This is a genomic window from Streptomyces sp. NPDC090045 (genome assembly GCF_044747975.1).
Lineage (GTDB): Bacteria > Actinomycetota > Actinomycetes > Streptomycetales > Streptomycetaceae > Streptomyces.
Map to the genome: position 1 here is coordinate 131,650 of NZ_JBIVFA010000004.1, position 16,210 is coordinate 147,859.

Below are 16,210 nucleotides of genomic sequence, written 5' to 3' on the forward strand. Positions count from 1 at the left end.
TTAGTAGACGTCCCGGACGTAGCGCCTGTCGCCGGCCATCTGCCGTACGTACGCGGCAGCCGACTCCTCGTCCATGCCGCCGTGCGTGGCGACGATCTCGTGCAGGGCCCGGTCCACGTCCTTGGCCATGCGGCCGGCGTCGCCGCAGACGTAGAAGTGGGCGCCGTCCTGCAGCCACCGCCACAGGCGCGGGCCGTGCTCGCGCATCCGGTCCTGTACGTAGATCTTGTTGCGCTGGTCGCGGGAGAAGGCGACGTCGAGGCGGTCCAAGTGGCCGGAGGCGAGGAAGCCTTCCAGTTCCTGGCGGTAGTAGAAGTCGGTGGCCTCGCGCTGCTCGCCGAAGAACAGCCAGTTGGGGCCGGTGTGCCCCTTGGCCCGGCGGTCCTCCAGGAACCCGATGAACGGTGCGACGCCGGTACCGGGACCGACCATGATCATGGGGGTGGCGGAGCCGGAGGGCGGGCGGAAGTGCGGCGAGCGCTGGACGAACACCTGGACGGGGCCGTCGTCGGCGCAGTCCGCCAGGTAGGTGGAGCAGACGCCCTTCCGGTCCCGGCCCATGTCGTTGGTGTAGCGGACGACGGACACCGTCAGGCGGACCTCGCCCGGGTGCGCGAGCGGGCTGGAGGAGATGGAGTACAGGCGCGGCTGGAGCCGTTTGAGGACTCCGGTCCACTCGGCGGCGGAGGCACGGACGGGGAAGGCGCCGATGACGTCCGCGGCCTGCCGCCCCCAACTCCACTTGGCCAGCTCACCCTTGTTGTCCGGGCGCAGCAGCCGTTGGAGGTCCCGGTCTCCCGTGCGGGCCACGACGAACTTGAGCAGGTCCGGGGTGATGCGGGCGATGTCGAAGCGGGTCCGCAGGGCCTCTTCCAAGGGCATGCCGTCGCGGTCGGGAAGGGCGATGGGCTCGTCGGGGTCCAGACCGGTGAGGGACAGCCATTCGGCCACGAGCCCGGAGCCGTTGGCCGGCCACACGCCGAGGGCGTCGCCGGCCTCGTAGGCGAGCTCGCCGTCGCGGGTGTCGAAGGCGAACTGCCGTACCTCCTTCTGCGATCCGGGCAGGCTGAGCAGCCGGTTCCCGATCAGGAGGGTCGCGAACGGAGACGCTTTGGAGTAGCCGCCGGATGGGGCGGGCCGGGTGGCGGTGGACGCGGCGGCGGACGGGGCCGGGGGGAGTGACGCCCCCGCGGCGGCGACCGTTGCGGGGGCCAGGGGTGCCGTCGTTGCCGTCGTTGCCGTCGTTGCCGCGGCCTGCGGGCCGACGGCTGCAGCGAGAGCGGTGGAGACCTGGTCGAGCCACTGCGCGGCGGCTTCTTCGTAGTCGGGTTCGCAGTCGATACGAGGGTGGAGCCGGTCGGCGCCGAGTTCGGCGAGGCGTTCGTCCAGGCGGCGGCCGTGGCCGCAGAAGTCGTCGTAGCTGGAGTCGCCGAACGCCACCACGGCGTAGCGGAGACCGTTCAGCCCGGCGGCGTCGGGAGCGGCGAGACCCTGCCAGAAACCGGCGCCGTTGTCGGGGCTGTCGCCGTCCCCGAAGGTGCTGGTCACGATCAGCAGGTCGGTATCGGCGGTGAGTTGTCCGGGGGTGATGTCCGCCATGGAGAGCAGGGCCGGGGCATGGCCGATCTCGCCGAGACGGTCGGCCGCCGTGGCGGCGAACTCCTCGGCGTTTCCGGTCTGCGAGGCCCACAGCACGATCACCTTCCGGGCCGCGACCGCTGCGGGGACGGCACCGGCCACCCGGTCGGAGGAGGCCGGCGGGAGGGGTGCGACGGCCGGTGCTGTGGGGGCCGAGGTGCGCGAGAACATGCCGGCCAGCACGCCGTCCACCCACAGGGCCGTCGCAGGGGCGAAGGGCGCGGTCTCAGGCAGTACCGGGACCCCTCCGGGCGGCGCCAGGGCGAAGCCGGACAGGTATCCGGACAGGTACGTGCGCTCCCGTTCTTCCAGAGCCGGTCCGGTGACATCGGTCAGACCGAAGAGGGTGGTGAGGGCGGCGACGGCCGTGGCCACTCCTCCGGCCTGCGACTGCGACTGCGACTGCGGGACGGGCGCGGCAGCGGCTGCGGGCACGGCCGCGGTCTCCTCGGGCTCCGGGGCGGCCACCACGCGCAGCGCCACGGCGCAGGCCTTGAACTCGGGCTGGAACGAGATCGGGTCGACGGCGTCGTTGGTGACGGCGTTGATGCTGAGGTACTCCCCGAACAGGTCGTTCCAGTGGAAGGGCGCGAAGCAGTTCCCCGGCCGTACGCGGTCCGTGACGACGGCGGGCAGAACGGCGCGGCCGCGCCGGGAGGCGACCTCGATGTGGTCCCCGTCCCGGGCGTCCAGGGCAGCGGCGTCGTCGGGGTGCACTTCGACGAACGGGCCGGGGTTGAGCTTGTTCAGCTTGGCGACCTTTCCGGTCTTGGTGAGGGTGTGCCACTGGTGCTGCAGGCGGCCGGTGTTCAGGACGAACGGATAGTCGTCGTCGGGGAGTTCGGAGGCCGGCAGGTGGGGGCGGCCGAAGAACTGGGCGCGACCGGTGGCAGTGGGGAAGGCCAGCCGGGGCCGGGTGCCGTCCTCCCGTTCCAGCAGGGTCTGGCTGACGCCGTCGTTGACGTAGCGGATCGGGTTGCGGTCGCTGCCGTCCGCGGACGGGGCCGGCCACTGGACGGGGGTCTCGCGCAGCCGCTCGTAGCCGACTCCGCGCAGGTCCCAGCCGGTCTTCGGGTTCCAGGCCCGCTTGAGCTCCTCGAAGACGTCCTCGGCGCTCGCGTACGTGAAGGCTTCGGCGAATCCCATCTCACAGGCGACGCGGGCGATCAGCTGCCAGTCGGGCAGCGCCTGCCCGGGCGGGTCGACGACGCCCTGGACGAGGGTGAGGTTCCGCTCCGAATTGATCATGACGCCGTCGGACTCCGCCCACAGCGTGGCGGGCAGTACGACGTCGGCATACGCGTTCGTCTCGGTCTCGGCGAACACGTCCTGCGTGATGACCAGGTCCGCGGCCTCCAGACCGGCGATGACCGTCTTGCGGTTGGCGACCGAGGCGACCGGATTGGTACAGATGATCCAGCACGCCTTGATGTCGCCCGCGGCCATCTGCCCGAACATCTCCACCGTCCCGCGTCCGACCTCGGTGCGCAGCGTTCCGCCCTCGATGCCCCACAGGTCCTCGATGAAGGCGCGCTCCTCGGCCACGAGGACGGAGCGCTGGCCGGGAAGGCCGGGTCCCATGTAGCCCATCTCGCGTCCGCCCATCGCGTTCGGCTGGCCGGTCAGCGAGAACGGTCCGGAGCCGGGACGGCAGATCGCCCCGGTGGCGAGGTGCAGATTGACGAGGGCGTTGGTGTTCCAGGTGCCGTGCGTGGACTGGTTGAGCCCCATCGTCCAGCAGCTCATCCACTCGCCCGCCTCGCCGATCCACTGCGCGGCCTGCCGGATGTCGGCTTCCGGTATCCCGGTGATCTCGGCGACCGTCGCCGGCGGGTAGTCCGCCAGGAAGCCGGGCATGTCCTCCCAGCCGTCCGTGAACTCGGCGATGAACGCCTCGTCGGTGTGCCCGTTCTCCACGAGCAGGTGCAGCAGCCCGTTCAGCAGCGCGAGGTCCGTACCCGGCTTGATCTGCAGGAACAGGTCGGCCTTGGCGGCGGTGGCGTTGCGCCGGGGGTCGACGACGATGAGCTTCGCGCCGGCCGCCTTGATCCGGTCCATCATCCGCAGGAACAGGATCGGGTGGCAGTCGGCCATGTTCGCGCCGATCACGAAGAAGGCATCGGCCCGGTCGAAGTCCTGGTAGGAGCCCGGAGGCCCGTCCGCGCCCAGCGAGAGCTTGTAGCCGGAGCCGGCGCTCGCCATGCACAGACGGGAGTTGGACTCGATCTGGTTCGTCCGTACGAAGCCCTTCGCCAGCTTGTTGACCAGGTACTGGGCCTCGAGGGACATCTGGCCCGAGACGTAGAAGGACAGGGCGTCGGGGCCGTGCTCGTCGAGGATCGCGCGCAGCCGCCCGGCCACCGACGTGATCGCCGAGTCCACCTGCGTCTCCACGGGCTCGGCGCCGCGCTCGGCGCGGACCAGTGCCGTGGCGGCCCGCCCGGTGGCAGCCATCATGTCGGTGCTGGTCGAGCCCTTCGTGCAGAGCCTTCCGAAGTTCGTCGGGTGGAGCTTGTCCCCGGAGGTCTTCTTGGCCATCCGCCGGCCGGTGGCCGGGTCCCGGCCGATGTCGAGCACGATGCCGCAGCCGACTCCGCAGTACGAGCAGACCGTCCGTACGCTCTCCGTCTTCGCATCCGGCGTCGTCACCGAGACTCCTTCCCCAGGACCGCCGACGTCGCCCGGCACAAGCCGGGTGAGCTGCGGCAGGAGTGGGAAGATCCCCACGCCCAAGACGGTAGGAAGACCGGATTACCGGACGATCACGCCCCACGGACACGGCGTGTAAACCGGCCCGCACACCGCTCGCTCCCGGGATGTGAGTGGCAGCGGATGCCGACTCGTCCGAAGCGGCGGGGGCGCGGTGGGGCGCGGCGGGGGCGCGGCGGGCACCGCCCACCGCGCCCTCGTCCGGAGTCTGACACGCCCCAAGACACGCAGTAGCCCGGGGCGTGTGCGACCGGGGGTTCGCCTCGGTCGCATGGAACCTAACAGCGTGCTGTGGCCGAATTTAAGTGGTCGATCCGCCAGAACGCGTGACTCCCGGCCCCTCGGACTTGGGTGCCCGTCCAACAGATCCGCCACTCTGAACCTGTGGCCACATAGACACCAAAGGTGTCATGATGACATCGTGAGTGTCGATGAGCACGCGAAGGACGAGCCCCCGTCGGGTCCTCTGCTGTACGAAGTGATCCGCAGCCTGTGGCCGCTGCACCGCACGGTCGTGCGTGCCGTGGAGCGGGAGCTGACGGCCACGGGGATGACCGCCGGTCAGCATGCGGTGATGGACGAACTGCGCAGGGGCGGCCCCCGAACGGTTCCTCAACTGGCCCGCCTGCTGGGCCTGGACCGGCAGCCGGTCCAGCGTCTGGTGAACGATGCGACGGCCCTGGGGCTGGCCGAGAGCACCCCGAACCCGGAGCACCGGCGCTCGCGCCTGATCCGGCTCACCCCGCAAGGGGAAACCACCATCAGGGGCATCCAGGAAGCCGAGGAAACCGAACTGCGGCGCCGGCTGTCCGACCTCACCACCGGTGACGTCACGACGGCTCTGCGTGTACTCCGTCGCCTCGGCGAGGAATTCAAGGACCTCGCACAGGATGCCCCGCCACACCCCACGGACCCCACGGACCCCACGGAGCGAGGAGACGACCCACGATGACGCATGCGCGGACACCCGCCGTCACAGCCGCCACCGTACCCGTCGAGGCGGGCGAGCTCTTCTACGAGTCGGCCGGCGAAGGACCCCCCGTCGTACTCCTCCACGGCGGCATGCTCGACCTGAACATGTGGGACGAGCAGTTCTCGTGGCTCGCGGGCCTGGGGTACCGCGTCATCCGCTACGACGCCCGCGGCCACGGGCGTTCCTCCACCGTGGCCGGTGACTACGCCAACCATGACGATCTACACGCGCTGCTCACCCACCTCGATGTCCCGTGCGCCACGCTCGTAGGGCTTTCCCTCGGGGCGCGGACCGCCGTCGATACGGCAGTGGCCCATCCGGAGTCCGTCTCCGCACTGGTCCTTGCCTCGCCCGGGGTGAGCGGCCGGCCCTTCACCGACCCGTACGTCGCGCACCACACCGCACAGCAGATGGCCGCGATGGGCGACCCGGACGGCGGAGCGCAGCGGTTCGTGGAGCACTTCCTCCGGATGTGGGTGGACGGGCCGCACCGCGAACCGTCCCAGGTCGGCCGCGAACTGCGCGAGCGGATGCATGCGTCGGCGTCCGCCAATGTCGCGCGGCACGCCCGGGGACTCGGGGCGGGGATGCCGAGAGAAATCGGTGCAGCGGACCGGCTGGCCTCCATCGGCGTGCCCACGCTGGTTCTCGACGGAGAACTCGACAGCAGTGACATCTCGTCAAACGCCCAGGCCATCGCCCGAACCGTTCCCGATGCCAGGCACCAACGGTTCGCCTCGGCAGCCCACATGGTCAACCTCGAGAACACGGCACTCTTCAACCTCGCGGTCGAATCCTTCCTCGCGTCCACGACCGACCGCAGCTGAGCACTCAGCACCGATTCGGAAAGTCGGGGCGAGCCCGCGCCCTGACTTGCCCTCAGTTCGAATCGGCCCCGGCCTTCGCGCTGTTGTACCGACGACGCCACGTCCACGCCGTCTGTCCTACCAGGGCTACGGCGGTCAGGACGGCCAGTACACGAATCGTGGTCCACGTGGCTTCGGCAAGCGGTCCTGCGGTGGCTGCTTCCACGTTCAGGCGCTCAGAGGTCTCGACATAGGCGATCAGCGGAGCGAGCAGACGGAGCGGGAGGCCGGCAATGCCGGGGATGCGTGCCAGGTTTCCGAACAGTCCCAGCGGGGCGCCGAAGAAGAAGGCGGCTAAGGCCCAGTACAGGATTCCTGACGAGACCGTCCCCTCGATCGGCTCGCCCGAATCGACCATCCCGATGGGCGTGACGGGGCTCCAGGCCTTGAGCAGGTAGTAGACGACCACGCCGACGGCCAATGCCGAAGAGGCCAGCCAAGCCGCCTCGATTTTCGATGGACGGAAGTAGCCGACCAGGAAGGCGAAACACGCCCACGACCACCCTCCGGAGAATATGAGGCCCAGCACGTGGAATATCGGGCTGTCGAACTTGGCCGCGAGTGCGCCGACCGTGCCAATCGCCGCACCCGCTGCGAGGGTTACCAATACGGGCACGATGCGAGCGCGCGGAAGAGTCACTGTCTGTTCCCTTGTTCGGTGGACAACCGCTGAAGGGGAGAGGGGGATCGCCCGTGCTCCCTGTGCTGATGATCGCGTAGCAACCCCGGGGCGTACAACGCCCGATGCCCAGCCCTGGCCCCGCCCGTGGTTCACCCTTCGGAGTGGCAGATCGGGCGGACCACTTCCATGGGTTGTCACGTTCGGTAGTTTTCCCTGTATCGGTCCGTTACGGGGAGTGGTGGGAGATGCGGGTGGCGTCGGCGGTCGGGCTGGCCATCGCCTCGATGGTGGTCCTGTCGGGTTGCGGGAGCGGAGGGGAGGGTGGGGGAGAGGGAGCCAACCGGGACGTTCCGCTGAGGGAGCGGACGAGCATCGCGCAGTTCGACGTCGCGCCGCTGCCCGTGGAGAAGGCCAAACCGTGTGACCTGATCCCGCCGCAGGCCGAGGAGGAGCTCGGGCTGGTCCCGCCCGCCTCGATGCCCTGGGCGGCGCGCGGGGGCGTGGCCCAGACGCCGACCAGTTGTTTCTGGGCCAACCGCGTGAGCGAGTCGGTGGACCTCCGGGTGCACCGGAAGCCGGACAAGGTCAAGGGCAGCGCCATCCGTTTCGCCCTGATGGACGAGCACATCGACCTGATCATGGGCTATCCGGCGGGCATGCTGCCCATCAGCTCCTTCAGCTGCAACGTCACCGTAGGGGTCTCCGACACCCACTACCTCACCTTCCAGGTCCAGTCGAGGAACCGGGCCGGGGCCTGCGCAGTGGGCGTACGGGCGGCACAGGCTGCCCTTCGCCACATGCCCGCCCGCTGAGCCGCCGCATGCACGGGCAAGGCGCAGCCGCCGGTTCGCACGCCGCCGGTTCGCACGCCGCCGGGACCTCCCGGACCGGACATGAACAGCCCGGCTTCGAGTCACAGCCGCACCTGCGGTTCTTCCGGACGTTCGGCCTCGTCGCGGGCGGTCTCCTGATCGCACTCGGGGCGTTCGTGAGCTTTGGAGTCGACCGGCACACCACCTTGGAGGACGTGCAGCGCCTTCCGGGCATGTCGTCGCCTCCCCCGGCCCCGCCGCGTTCGGGCACGGTGACCAGGCCGCCGTCCGCCGACCCGTGGGACGAGCCGCCCGTACTCCCCTTCCCCACCGCCTGGCCCACACAGGCACCGCCCCGGCTGCCGGGCCTGCCGGAACTGCCCCGTTACCCCGGACCGTCAGGAGGATGACCCCATGACCGAGGGACGACCCGTCGGCGTCCTGACCGGGCCCGGGCGGCGGCCGGCGGCGCTCCTCGTCGTCCTTTCCCTGCACGCGGCGGTCGCGCTGGGCATGGTCCTCAAGCTCGTCCTGCCCCGGCAGCTCGAACTGCCACCGGAGATGGAGGCGCTGGACGAGCTGGTGAGCGCCGTGCAGTCGCTGCCCTACTGGATCTACCTTCCGTGCTGGCTGCTGACGGCCCTTCTGGCAGCCGTCGTCCGGCTCCACGTGTGGTGCGCGCGCGACCCGGCCGGACTCCCGAAGGGGGTGGCCCGGCGCTACCGCAGGGCGCTCGTCGTGATGCTGCTGCTGCCGTTCGCGGTGATGTGCCTGCCCGTCGTCCCCCTGCTGGCGTGGCCGGCGGCATGGGCGGCGACGGTCCTGCTCTGCCTGCCCACGACCGCGTACGCGCTGGCACTGGTGCACTGCGCGCAGCGGTTCCGGCGCGTTCCGGTGCCGCTGCTGCTGGCCGCCTTCGGCTGGGGTGCGGTCATCGCCGCCGGTTTCGGGATGACGATGAACGACTGGTGGTCCGGGTTCTCCACGCTGCACTTCCCCCTCCCGGAGAACCCGCTGGACCTGATGTACCGCAAGACGCTCGGCGCGCCCGTCGTCGCCGGGCTCTTCGAGGAGTTCGGCAAGGCGGCGGGCGTGGCGGTCCTCTTCCTGCTGCACCGCCGCCACTTCGACGGCGTCGTCTCCGGCGTCGTCATCGGCGCGGCCACCGGGATCGGCTTCAACTTCACCGAAAGCGTCGTCTACATGTCCGAGTGGGGCGGGGCGGCCGCGAACTTCCACCACTGGGGCAGGCAGGCGCTCGGACTCATGGCCGCCCACACGGCGTTCACCGCCGTCAGCGGCGCCGGTATCGGGCTCGCCCGGCAGCTGCACGGCCGGACACGGCAACTGACCGCCGTCGGCACCGGTTTCCTCACCGCGGCCGGCGCGCACTTCTGCAACAACAGCGTGATCGACTACCTCGCCAAGGAGTCGCCCCGGTGGTTTCCGGCGGGGGAGGCGGCCGGCATCCTGATCGTCCTCCCGGCCCAGATCCTCCTGCTGCAGGGCCCCCTCGTCGTGCTGTACGTCCTCCTCCTGCGGCGGGGGCTGCGCAGCCAGGCGGGCGGACTCGAGGCGGCGCTGGACAGCCTGCCCCCGCCGGCCAGGCAGGCGATCACCACAGACGAAGCCGCGCTGCTGCTGTCGCCGGCCCGTCGGTTCCGGCTCAAGGTGGACGCCCTGCGTAGCCGCGGCAGCCTCCGCCAGCGGCTCGCCGCCTACCGCCGGCTGTCCCGGCTGCACGCGGCGCAGCTCGACCTCGCGACCGAGCGGTGGCACCACCTGCGCGGCGAGAGCGATCCCGCCGCCCCCGACGACGCCGTCCTGTGCGAGCGGATCCTCGCGTTGAAGGGCCACCCGGCGGGCCCTCACGTCTGCCCGTCACCGCCCGCGCCGAGAGTTCCGCCAACTCCCGTACCGATGCCCGCTCCGGCGGGCGGAAAGGACGTGTGATGCGAGGCCGAACCACTCGGCTGACCGCCCCGTGGCTGGTGACCCTCGTCGGCACCCTGCTGTTCTGGCTGCTGACCGCCCCGACGGCCGCGGCATCGTGCGGCAGCATCACCTACGAGGGTGCTCCGGCCCCCGCCACGGCCGAACCGCCGGACGGCCCGGAACTCCCCTCCCACGTCTGCGTGTCCACGCTCCCGAACACCGCATCCATCGCCGCCGCCGCGGCGGCGCTGGCCGCCGCCACGGCACACGGGATCAGGCTCTACCGCAGCGGTGCCACCACCGGCCCGGCCGGCCCCGACACCGAACGCGTGATCAGGGCCCTCGCACTGCAAGGGCACGCCCCGCAGCGCCACCTCTTGCCGGACACCGCGGCGCTCAAGGCCCGCAAGGGGCGGCCGGTCTACAAGGACGGCAGTCCGAAGCTGAAGCCCAGCGGCCACGTCAGAACCATGAACCACGTCGACCCGGCGTGCGACAGAGGGACGTGCACGAAGGAGGTCTTGCCCAACAAGTCGACGCTGTCGGACCACTTCTGCGGGGACTACGCGACGAAGTTCCGCGACCCGGCGGACTTCGTGCGGGCCGAGGCCCACCTGCGCGAGAAGGCCCTGCGGGGCAGTCCGGACCTTGTCGAGGCGAGCATCGAGGAGATCTTCGGCCCCGGAGACCACACGGCGAGGTTCGAGGGGTACTACGTCGACCCGGCCAACCCGAAGGACGCCGACGGCTCGATCAACCTGCTCCCCGTGGACTTCCGTGGCGGACACATCTCAGCGATCTACAAGCAGGCCCCGGACGGCATCTGGCTGCTCACCATGCACCCTTCACCGCAGGACGAACGGCACCCCTAGGAGACGACGTGGACGATCTGACGGGCACCTTCATCAAGCGTGCCTTCGGGCCCGACTGCCTCAACGAGCCGGAGGACCTCAAAGAGAGCATCCACAACAGCTTCCGCCTCCGAGGACCGTTCGCGCGGAGTTACGAGCTCCAGCGGGACGGCCTCGCCGAGGTGATCCGCACCCGCGGGATGTCGCTCACCGAGTGGGAGTTGCTCACCGAGGGGGTGATCGAGTTCCTCGGCGAGGACGAGCTGTACGCCTACCTCCAGCACGCCCACGCCTACTTCTTCGGCGACGCCGAGACACCGCCGCCGCTGCCCGCGCAGGACTGAAGGGAGCGTTGACACACAAGGGTGTGAGTGGTTGAGTACTCACATGAAGAGCGAACGACCCCGCAAGCTGTCCACCGCCGAAGAGCGCCGCGAGACGGTGCTGCGCACCGCCATCGGCGCCTTCGCGGCGCGCGGCTACTGGGGCACCACCACGACCGAGGTGGCGAAGGCGGCCGGCATCTCGCAGGCCTACGTCTACCGGCTGTTCCCCAGCAAGGAGCTGCTGTTCACCGCGGTGGTCGAGCACTGCTTCGTACAGGTCCGGGCCGCTCTGGAGCGGGCTGCGGCCGAGGCGAAGGGCAGCTCCGCCGAGGTGGTCCTGGAGGCCATGGGGGATGCGTACGCGCTGCTGATCAGCGACAACGACCTGATGCTGATTCAGCTGCACGCCCAGGCCGCGGCCGTTTCCGAGCCGGCCGTGCGCGAGGTGGTCCAGCAGGGTTACGCCCGCCTGGTGGAGTACGTCCGCGGCGCCTCCGGCGGCGCTGAGGAGCAGGTCCAGCAGTTCTTCGCGCGCGGCATGCTGTGCCACCTCATCGTCTCCATGGGGGCCGGTGACGTGGATGCGCCCTGGATGCGGACGCTGTCCGCGGGCATCACGCACTACTGAGTCCGGCGTCGCCGTAGAGCCGGACTGTCGGCGGGGCATGAGCCCCGCCCTTTTTCAGGCGTCAAGTGTGAGTGGTCAACCACTCAAGGAGGGTCTCGTGAGGATCACCGCCACCACCCGGAGCCCGGGAGCGGCGCTCGCAGTTCTGGCGGGGGCGCAGTTCACCGTCATGCTCGCCACCTCGATCGTGAACGTGGCCCTCCCGCAGATCCGCGACGGCATCGGCCTGTCGGACAGCGGCACGACCTGGGTGGTCAACGCCTACGGCCTGGCCTTCGGGGCGCTGCTGCTCGCCGGCGGAAGGGCGGCCGACCTCCTCGGCCGGCGCCGGGTCCTGCTCGCGGGGCTCGCGGTGTTCGGGGCGGCCTCGCTGGCCGCCGGGCTGGCCACCTCGTCCCCGGTCCTGATCGCCGCCCGCGCACTGCAGGGCCTGGGCGCCGCGGCGATCGCCCCGGCGGCCCTGGCCCTGGTGATGGACCTGTTCCCGCCGGGACCCGGGCGGGGGAGGGCGCTCGGCGTGTGGGGCGCGGTGTCCGGCGCGGGAGGCGCGGCCGGAGTCCTGCTCGGTGGCGCCCTCACCCAGGCCCGGGGCTGGCAGTGGATCTTCTTCGCCGTCGCCATCGGTACGGTCCTGGTCCTGGTGGGCGCCGTGATCAGCGTGCCGCGGGCCCCGGCCCCGGTCCCGGCCACTGCCACTGCCCCGGTCGCCGGCAGCGGCCGGTTCGACCTGCCCGGCACCGCCACCGTCACCCTCGCGCTGACCGCCCTGGTGTGGGGCCTGACCACCGCCCGCCGCTCGGGCTGGACGGACACCACCGTCCTCGGGGCCTTCGCCGTTACCGCCGTGCTGCTGACCGCGTTCGTCCTCGTCGAGCGACGCCACCCGAACCCACTGCTGCCGCCGCGCCTGTTCCGCGCCGGTCGCGTCACCGTCGGCAACGCGCTGATGGCGCTGCTCGGCTCGGTGTGGATCGCCCTGTTCTTCTTCCTGCCGCTCTACCAGCAGCAGGTCCTCGGCTCCGGCCCGCTGGTCACCGGCCTCGGCCAACTCCCGCTCGCCGCCGCCAACATGCTCGGCTCCACCCTCGCCCCGCGGATCTCCCGCCGCATCGGCGCCACCGCGACGGTGACCGCCGCCCTGCTGACCGAGGCCGCGGGACTGCTCTGGCTGTCCCGGATCAGCGCCCACGGCAGCTACGCCGCCGACCTCCTCGGCCCCGGCATCCTCATCGGTCTGGGCCTGAGCATCGCCTTCGTCCAGCTCACCGCCCTGTCCGTGGAGGGCGTCGCCCCCCAGGACGCCGGGCTGGCCGGCGGACTGGTGAACACCTCCCGGCAGGTCGGCGGGGCGATCGGCCTCGCCGTCCTGGCCACCCTCGCGGGTACCGCCACCGCCCACGCAGCCGTCCACCAACCGCAGCTGGAAGCGCTCACGGCCGGCTACCGCATCGCCTTCGGCGTCTGCGCCGCCGTCCTCCTGGCCACCGCCGCCCTCGCCCCGCTCCTCACTCGCCGTACGGTGACCGGCCCCTCCGAAGCCGGAGCGGGCCCGGCCCCGCAGCCCGCCGCCGCCGACGGCCGTCACTGACCGGCCGGGACGCCGGACCCGGCCGACCGAGCCCACGCCTCCACCCGTTCCACCCGTTGCGCCCGTTCCACTCGTCCCACCCGACCGAACGCGTCACCGCCCGTACATCAACCGAGAGGAAGAGCAGCCATGTTCACCATCGACGAGACCGCGCCCGCCATCGTCCGCCTGTCCACCGTGATCGACGCCCCGCTGGAGCGGGTCTGGGCCCTGCACACCGACATCGACGCCTGGCCGAGCTGGAACGCCCACGTCGACCAGGCGCAGCTCGACGGCCCGCTGCTGCCGGGCCACTCCTTCAGCTGGAAGACGCACGGGCTGGACATCACCTCCACCATCCGCGAGATCGTTCCCGGTGAGCGGCTCGTCTGGGGCGGCCCGGCCAACGGCATCGAGGGCATCCACGTGTGGACCTTCGAGCAGACCGGCGGCCAGGTGACCGTCCGCACCGAGGAGTCCTGGAGCGGCGCCCCCGTCGACGCCGCCCCCGCCGAACTCGGCCAGGCCCTGCGCGACTCCCTGACCGCCTGGCTCGCCGCCCTCAAGAACCGTGCCGAGCAGGCCGACTGACGGTCGGTCATCGCTCTTCGCCCCGTGTCCCAAACCCACACCCACGCGCCCACACCGTCACGCAAAGCGAGGTTCCTGCCATGACCGCCGACAAGCCCTACCTGACCGGCCACTACACCCCGGCCGTCGACGAGATCACCGCCACCGAGCTGACCGTCGAGGGGTCCCTTCCCCCGGAGCTCACCGGCCGGCTGATCCGCAACAGCCACAACCCCAAGCCCGGTGTCACCCCCACCCACTGGTTCAAGGGCAGCGGCATGGTCCACGGCATCCGGCTGCGCGAAGGCCGCGCCGAGTGGTACCGCAACCGCTGGGTGCACACCCCCGCCCTGGACGGCGCGCCCTACATGACCGAGCACGGCCCGGACCTGGAGGCCAGCACCGCCGGCACCCACGTCATCGAGCACGCCGGTCGCCTCCTCGCCCTGTGCGAGGCGAACTTCCCCTTCGAGCTCACCCGAGACCTCGACACGGTCGGCGCCTACGACTTCGGCGGCAGGCTGCGCGGCGCGATGACCGCGCACCCGAAAACCGACCCGGTCACCGGCGAGCTGCACTTCTTCGGCTCCTCGCCGTTCCCGCCCCACCTCATGTACTACGTCGCCGACGCCAAGGGGCAGGTCACCCACAGCCTCGAAGTCGCGGGGGCGACCGCCGCCCTCAAGCACGACTTCGCCGTCACCCGCCACTACGTGGTCTTCTACGAGGGCACCGTCACCTTCGACCCCGCCGAGCACTCCGGCATCCCGTACGGCTGGAGCGACGCACAGCCGGCGCGGATCGGCGTCATGCCCCGTGGCCCGCAGGGCGCGGCGCAGATCCGCTGGTTCCCCGTCGAGCCGGGCAGCATGCTGCACGCCGCCAACGCCTACGAGGACGCCCTGGGCCGGATCGTGCTGGAGGGCCCGACCGTGGACCGGGAGGGGTTCGAGCTCTCCTGGAACTGGTGGGTCGGTGCTCCCGGCCGCGGTACGGAACCCAACACCCGCTCCTACAACCGCCGATGGGTCGTCGACCTGGCCGCCGGTCGCGTGGACGAGCAGACCATCGACGACCTCGCCATCGAATTCCCCACGCTCAACGAGGAGTTCCTCGGCGCCGAGCACCGCTACCAGTACGCGGTCTCCTTCCCCGACCAGGAGGGCCAGGGCGGCTACGGCATCGTCAAGTACGACCGCAGCACCGGCGCCCGTCACCTCCACGAGGCCGGCGACGCCCGGCTGCTCAGCGAGGCCGTGTTCGTCCCCGCCGCCGGGGCCACCCGCGAGGACGACGGCTACCTGCTCACCGTCGTCTCCGACCTCAAGCAGAACGCCTCCGAGCTCCTGGTCCTGGACGCCTCCGCCCTCGAGCGGATCGCTACGGTCCGCCTGCCGCGCCGGGTCACCGGCGGCATCCACGGCTCCTGGATCCCCGACGGCGACCTGCACGGTGACCTGGACGCCGACCTGGACGGCCACGTCGCCGGCGGCCCCGCCGGCTCCGACAGCTGAACGACGGTGGCCCCGGGGGACTCCACCCCCGGGGCCCGGCGCCGGCTCAGGGGGCGATCGGGAGCTGTCGCTTGTGCTCGGTCAGCCGGTAGCGGTGGGTGATGGCCGCGAAGGCGGCCTCGCCGACGGGCTTCCCCTCCAGCAGGTCGTCGATGTCGTCGTAGGTGACGCCGAGCGCCTCCTCGTCGGGCCGGCCCGGCTTCAGCGTCTCCAGGTCGGCCGTCGGGGTCTTCACGGTCAGGCCGGCGGGCGCGCCCAGGGCCTGGGACAGGGCCCGTACGCGCCGCTTGGTGAGGCCGGTGAGCGGCACCACGTCGGCCGCGCCGTCGCCGAACTTGGTGAAGAAGCCGGAGACCGCCTCGGCGGCGTGGTCGGTGCCGACCACCAGGCCCTCGTGGGCGCCCGCCACCGCGTACTGGGCGATCATGCGCTGCCGGGCCTTGACGTTGCCGTGCACGAAGTCCTGGTGGTGCGCGTCGCGGAAGACCGTGCCGCCGGCCAGCACCGCCTCCAGCGCCGCGTCGCTCGCGGACTTGATGTCGACGGTCAGGACCCGGTCGGGCCGGATGAACTCCAGCGCCAGCTGCGCGTCCGCCTCGTCGGCCTGGGTGCCGTACGGCAGCCGCATCGCGAAGAACGTGGCGTCCTGCCCCGTAGCACGGACCCGCTCGACCGCGAGCTGGCACAGCCGGCCGGCGGTGGTGGAGTCCACACCGCCGCTGATGCCCAGCACCAGGGAGCGCAGGCCCGTGGAGGTCAGCTGGCCGGCGAGGAAGGCCACCCGGCGTTCGATCTCCTGCTGCGCGTCGAAGGACGCGCTCACCTGGAGATCCCGGGCGATCTCCTGCTGCAGGGGTATGGACGCCAGGTCGGTCACGGCTGCTCCTCGGTCGGGCCCGTGGGCGGGTTCGGGGGCGCGCCGCAGGGCCGGGGCCACGGGCGCGTGGATGGGGGACGGAAGCACTCTAGAGGACGGCAGCGACCGCCCGCTCAAGGCATCCGGCCTGCTCGGGCAGGGCATCCGGCTCGGTCGGCCACGGCATCGGGCCTGCTCGGCCACGGCGCCCGGCCGGGTCGGCCGAGGCAACCGGCCGGTCGCTACGGTCCCCGTACGGGCGCCCCGGCGCCGCCGGCCGGCGCACGGCCTCCTCGTCCGGCCGTCAGCCTCTTGGCCCACCGTCGCCTGACAGACCGTCACC

13 protein-coding genes are annotated in these 16,210 nt (G+C 71.4%); 10 read left to right on the plus strand and 3 right to left on the minus strand.

Going from position 1 to position 16,210, the window contains the following annotated elements; genetic code table 11:
• Positions 1–4,287: a molybdopterin-dependent oxidoreductase gene (locus tag ACIPYQ_RS12860; RefSeq protein ID WP_401249674.1), complete on the minus strand. Its 4,287-nt coding sequence runs from the start codon at positions 4,285–4,287 to the stop codon at positions 1–3.
• A gap of 481 nt (positions 4,288–4,768) precedes the next feature.
• Between ACIPYQ_RS12860 and ACIPYQ_RS12865 the strand changes: the two genes are divergently transcribed.
• Together ACIPYQ_RS12865 and ACIPYQ_RS12870 are read left to right on the plus strand one after the other, a co-directional pair.
• A complete protein-coding gene (locus tag ACIPYQ_RS12865) occupies positions 4,769–5,299 on the plus strand; it encodes a MarR family winged helix-turn-helix transcriptional regulator (protein WP_401249677.1) in 531 nt (176 codons plus the stop codon).
• On the plus strand, positions 5,296–6,147 hold the full coding sequence (locus tag ACIPYQ_RS12870) for an alpha/beta fold hydrolase (RefSeq protein WP_401249680.1): 852 nt from the start codon (positions 5,296–5,298) through the stop codon (positions 6,145–6,147). The genes ACIPYQ_RS12865 and ACIPYQ_RS12870 overlap by 4 nt, the downstream gene beginning before the upstream one ends.
• A 52-nt stretch (positions 6,148–6,199) precedes the next feature.
• Here the strand turns inward: ACIPYQ_RS12870 and ACIPYQ_RS12875 are convergent, their stop codons facing one another.
• Entirely contained in the window at positions 6,200–6,826 is a 627-nt protein-coding gene (locus ACIPYQ_RS12875) for a hypothetical protein (protein WP_401249683.1), read from the minus strand.
• Positions 6,827–7,053: 227 nt separating this feature from the next.
• On the opposite strand from ACIPYQ_RS12875, the gene ACIPYQ_RS12880 reads away from it, so the two are divergent.
• From ACIPYQ_RS12880 to ACIPYQ_RS12915, 8 genes are all read left to right on the plus strand, one after another.
• Entirely contained in the window at positions 7,054–7,620 is a 567-nt protein-coding gene (locus ACIPYQ_RS12880) for a DUF3558 family protein (protein ID WP_401249686.1), read from the plus strand.
• 414 nt (positions 7,621–8,034) lie between these two features.
• Complete coding sequence (locus ACIPYQ_RS12885; RefSeq protein WP_401249689.1) at positions 8,035–9,573, plus strand: PrsW family intramembrane metalloprotease; 1,539 nt, start codon at positions 8,035–8,037, stop codon at positions 9,571–9,573.
• Positions 9,573–10,427, plus strand: a complete 855-nt coding sequence (locus ACIPYQ_RS12890; RefSeq protein ID WP_401249692.1) for a hypothetical protein — start codon at positions 9,573–9,575, stop codon at positions 10,425–10,427. Before ACIPYQ_RS12885 ends, ACIPYQ_RS12890 begins: the two co-directional genes overlap by 1 nt.
• A gap of 8 nt (positions 10,428–10,435) precedes the next feature.
• A complete protein-coding gene (locus ACIPYQ_RS12895) occupies positions 10,436–10,750 on the plus strand; it encodes a hypothetical protein (RefSeq protein ID WP_401249695.1) in 315 nt (104 codons plus the stop codon).
• A 43-nt stretch (positions 10,751–10,793) separates the two neighbouring features.
• Positions 10,794–11,360, plus strand: coding sequence for a TetR/AcrR family transcriptional regulator (locus ACIPYQ_RS12900; protein WP_362240987.1), 567 nt, complete (start codon positions 10,794–10,796; stop codon positions 11,358–11,360).
• Between the two features lie 97 nt (positions 11,361–11,457).
• The gene (locus ACIPYQ_RS12905; protein ID WP_401249698.1) at positions 11,458–12,948 is read left to right on the plus strand and encodes an MFS transporter; all 1,491 of its coding nucleotides are present in this window, start codon (positions 11,458–11,460) and stop codon (positions 12,946–12,948) included.
• A 129-nt stretch (positions 12,949–13,077) separates the two neighbouring features.
• A complete protein-coding gene (locus ACIPYQ_RS12910; protein ID WP_401249701.1) occupies positions 13,078–13,518 on the plus strand; it encodes an SRPBCC family protein in 441 nt (146 codons plus the stop codon).
• A gap of 80 nt (positions 13,519–13,598) precedes the next feature.
• Complete coding sequence (locus ACIPYQ_RS12915) at positions 13,599–15,011, plus strand: carotenoid oxygenase family protein (protein WP_401249704.1); 1,413 nt, start codon at positions 13,599–13,601, stop codon at positions 15,009–15,011.
• A gap of 46 nt (positions 15,012–15,057) precedes the next feature.
• Here ACIPYQ_RS12915 and nadE read toward each other — a convergent pair whose 3' ends face one another.
• Entirely contained in the window at positions 15,058–15,888 is an 831-nt protein-coding gene (nadE, locus tag ACIPYQ_RS12920) for an ammonia-dependent NAD(+) synthetase (RefSeq protein ID WP_401249707.1), read from the minus strand.
• Between the last annotated feature and the right edge of the window lie 322 nt (positions 15,889–16,210).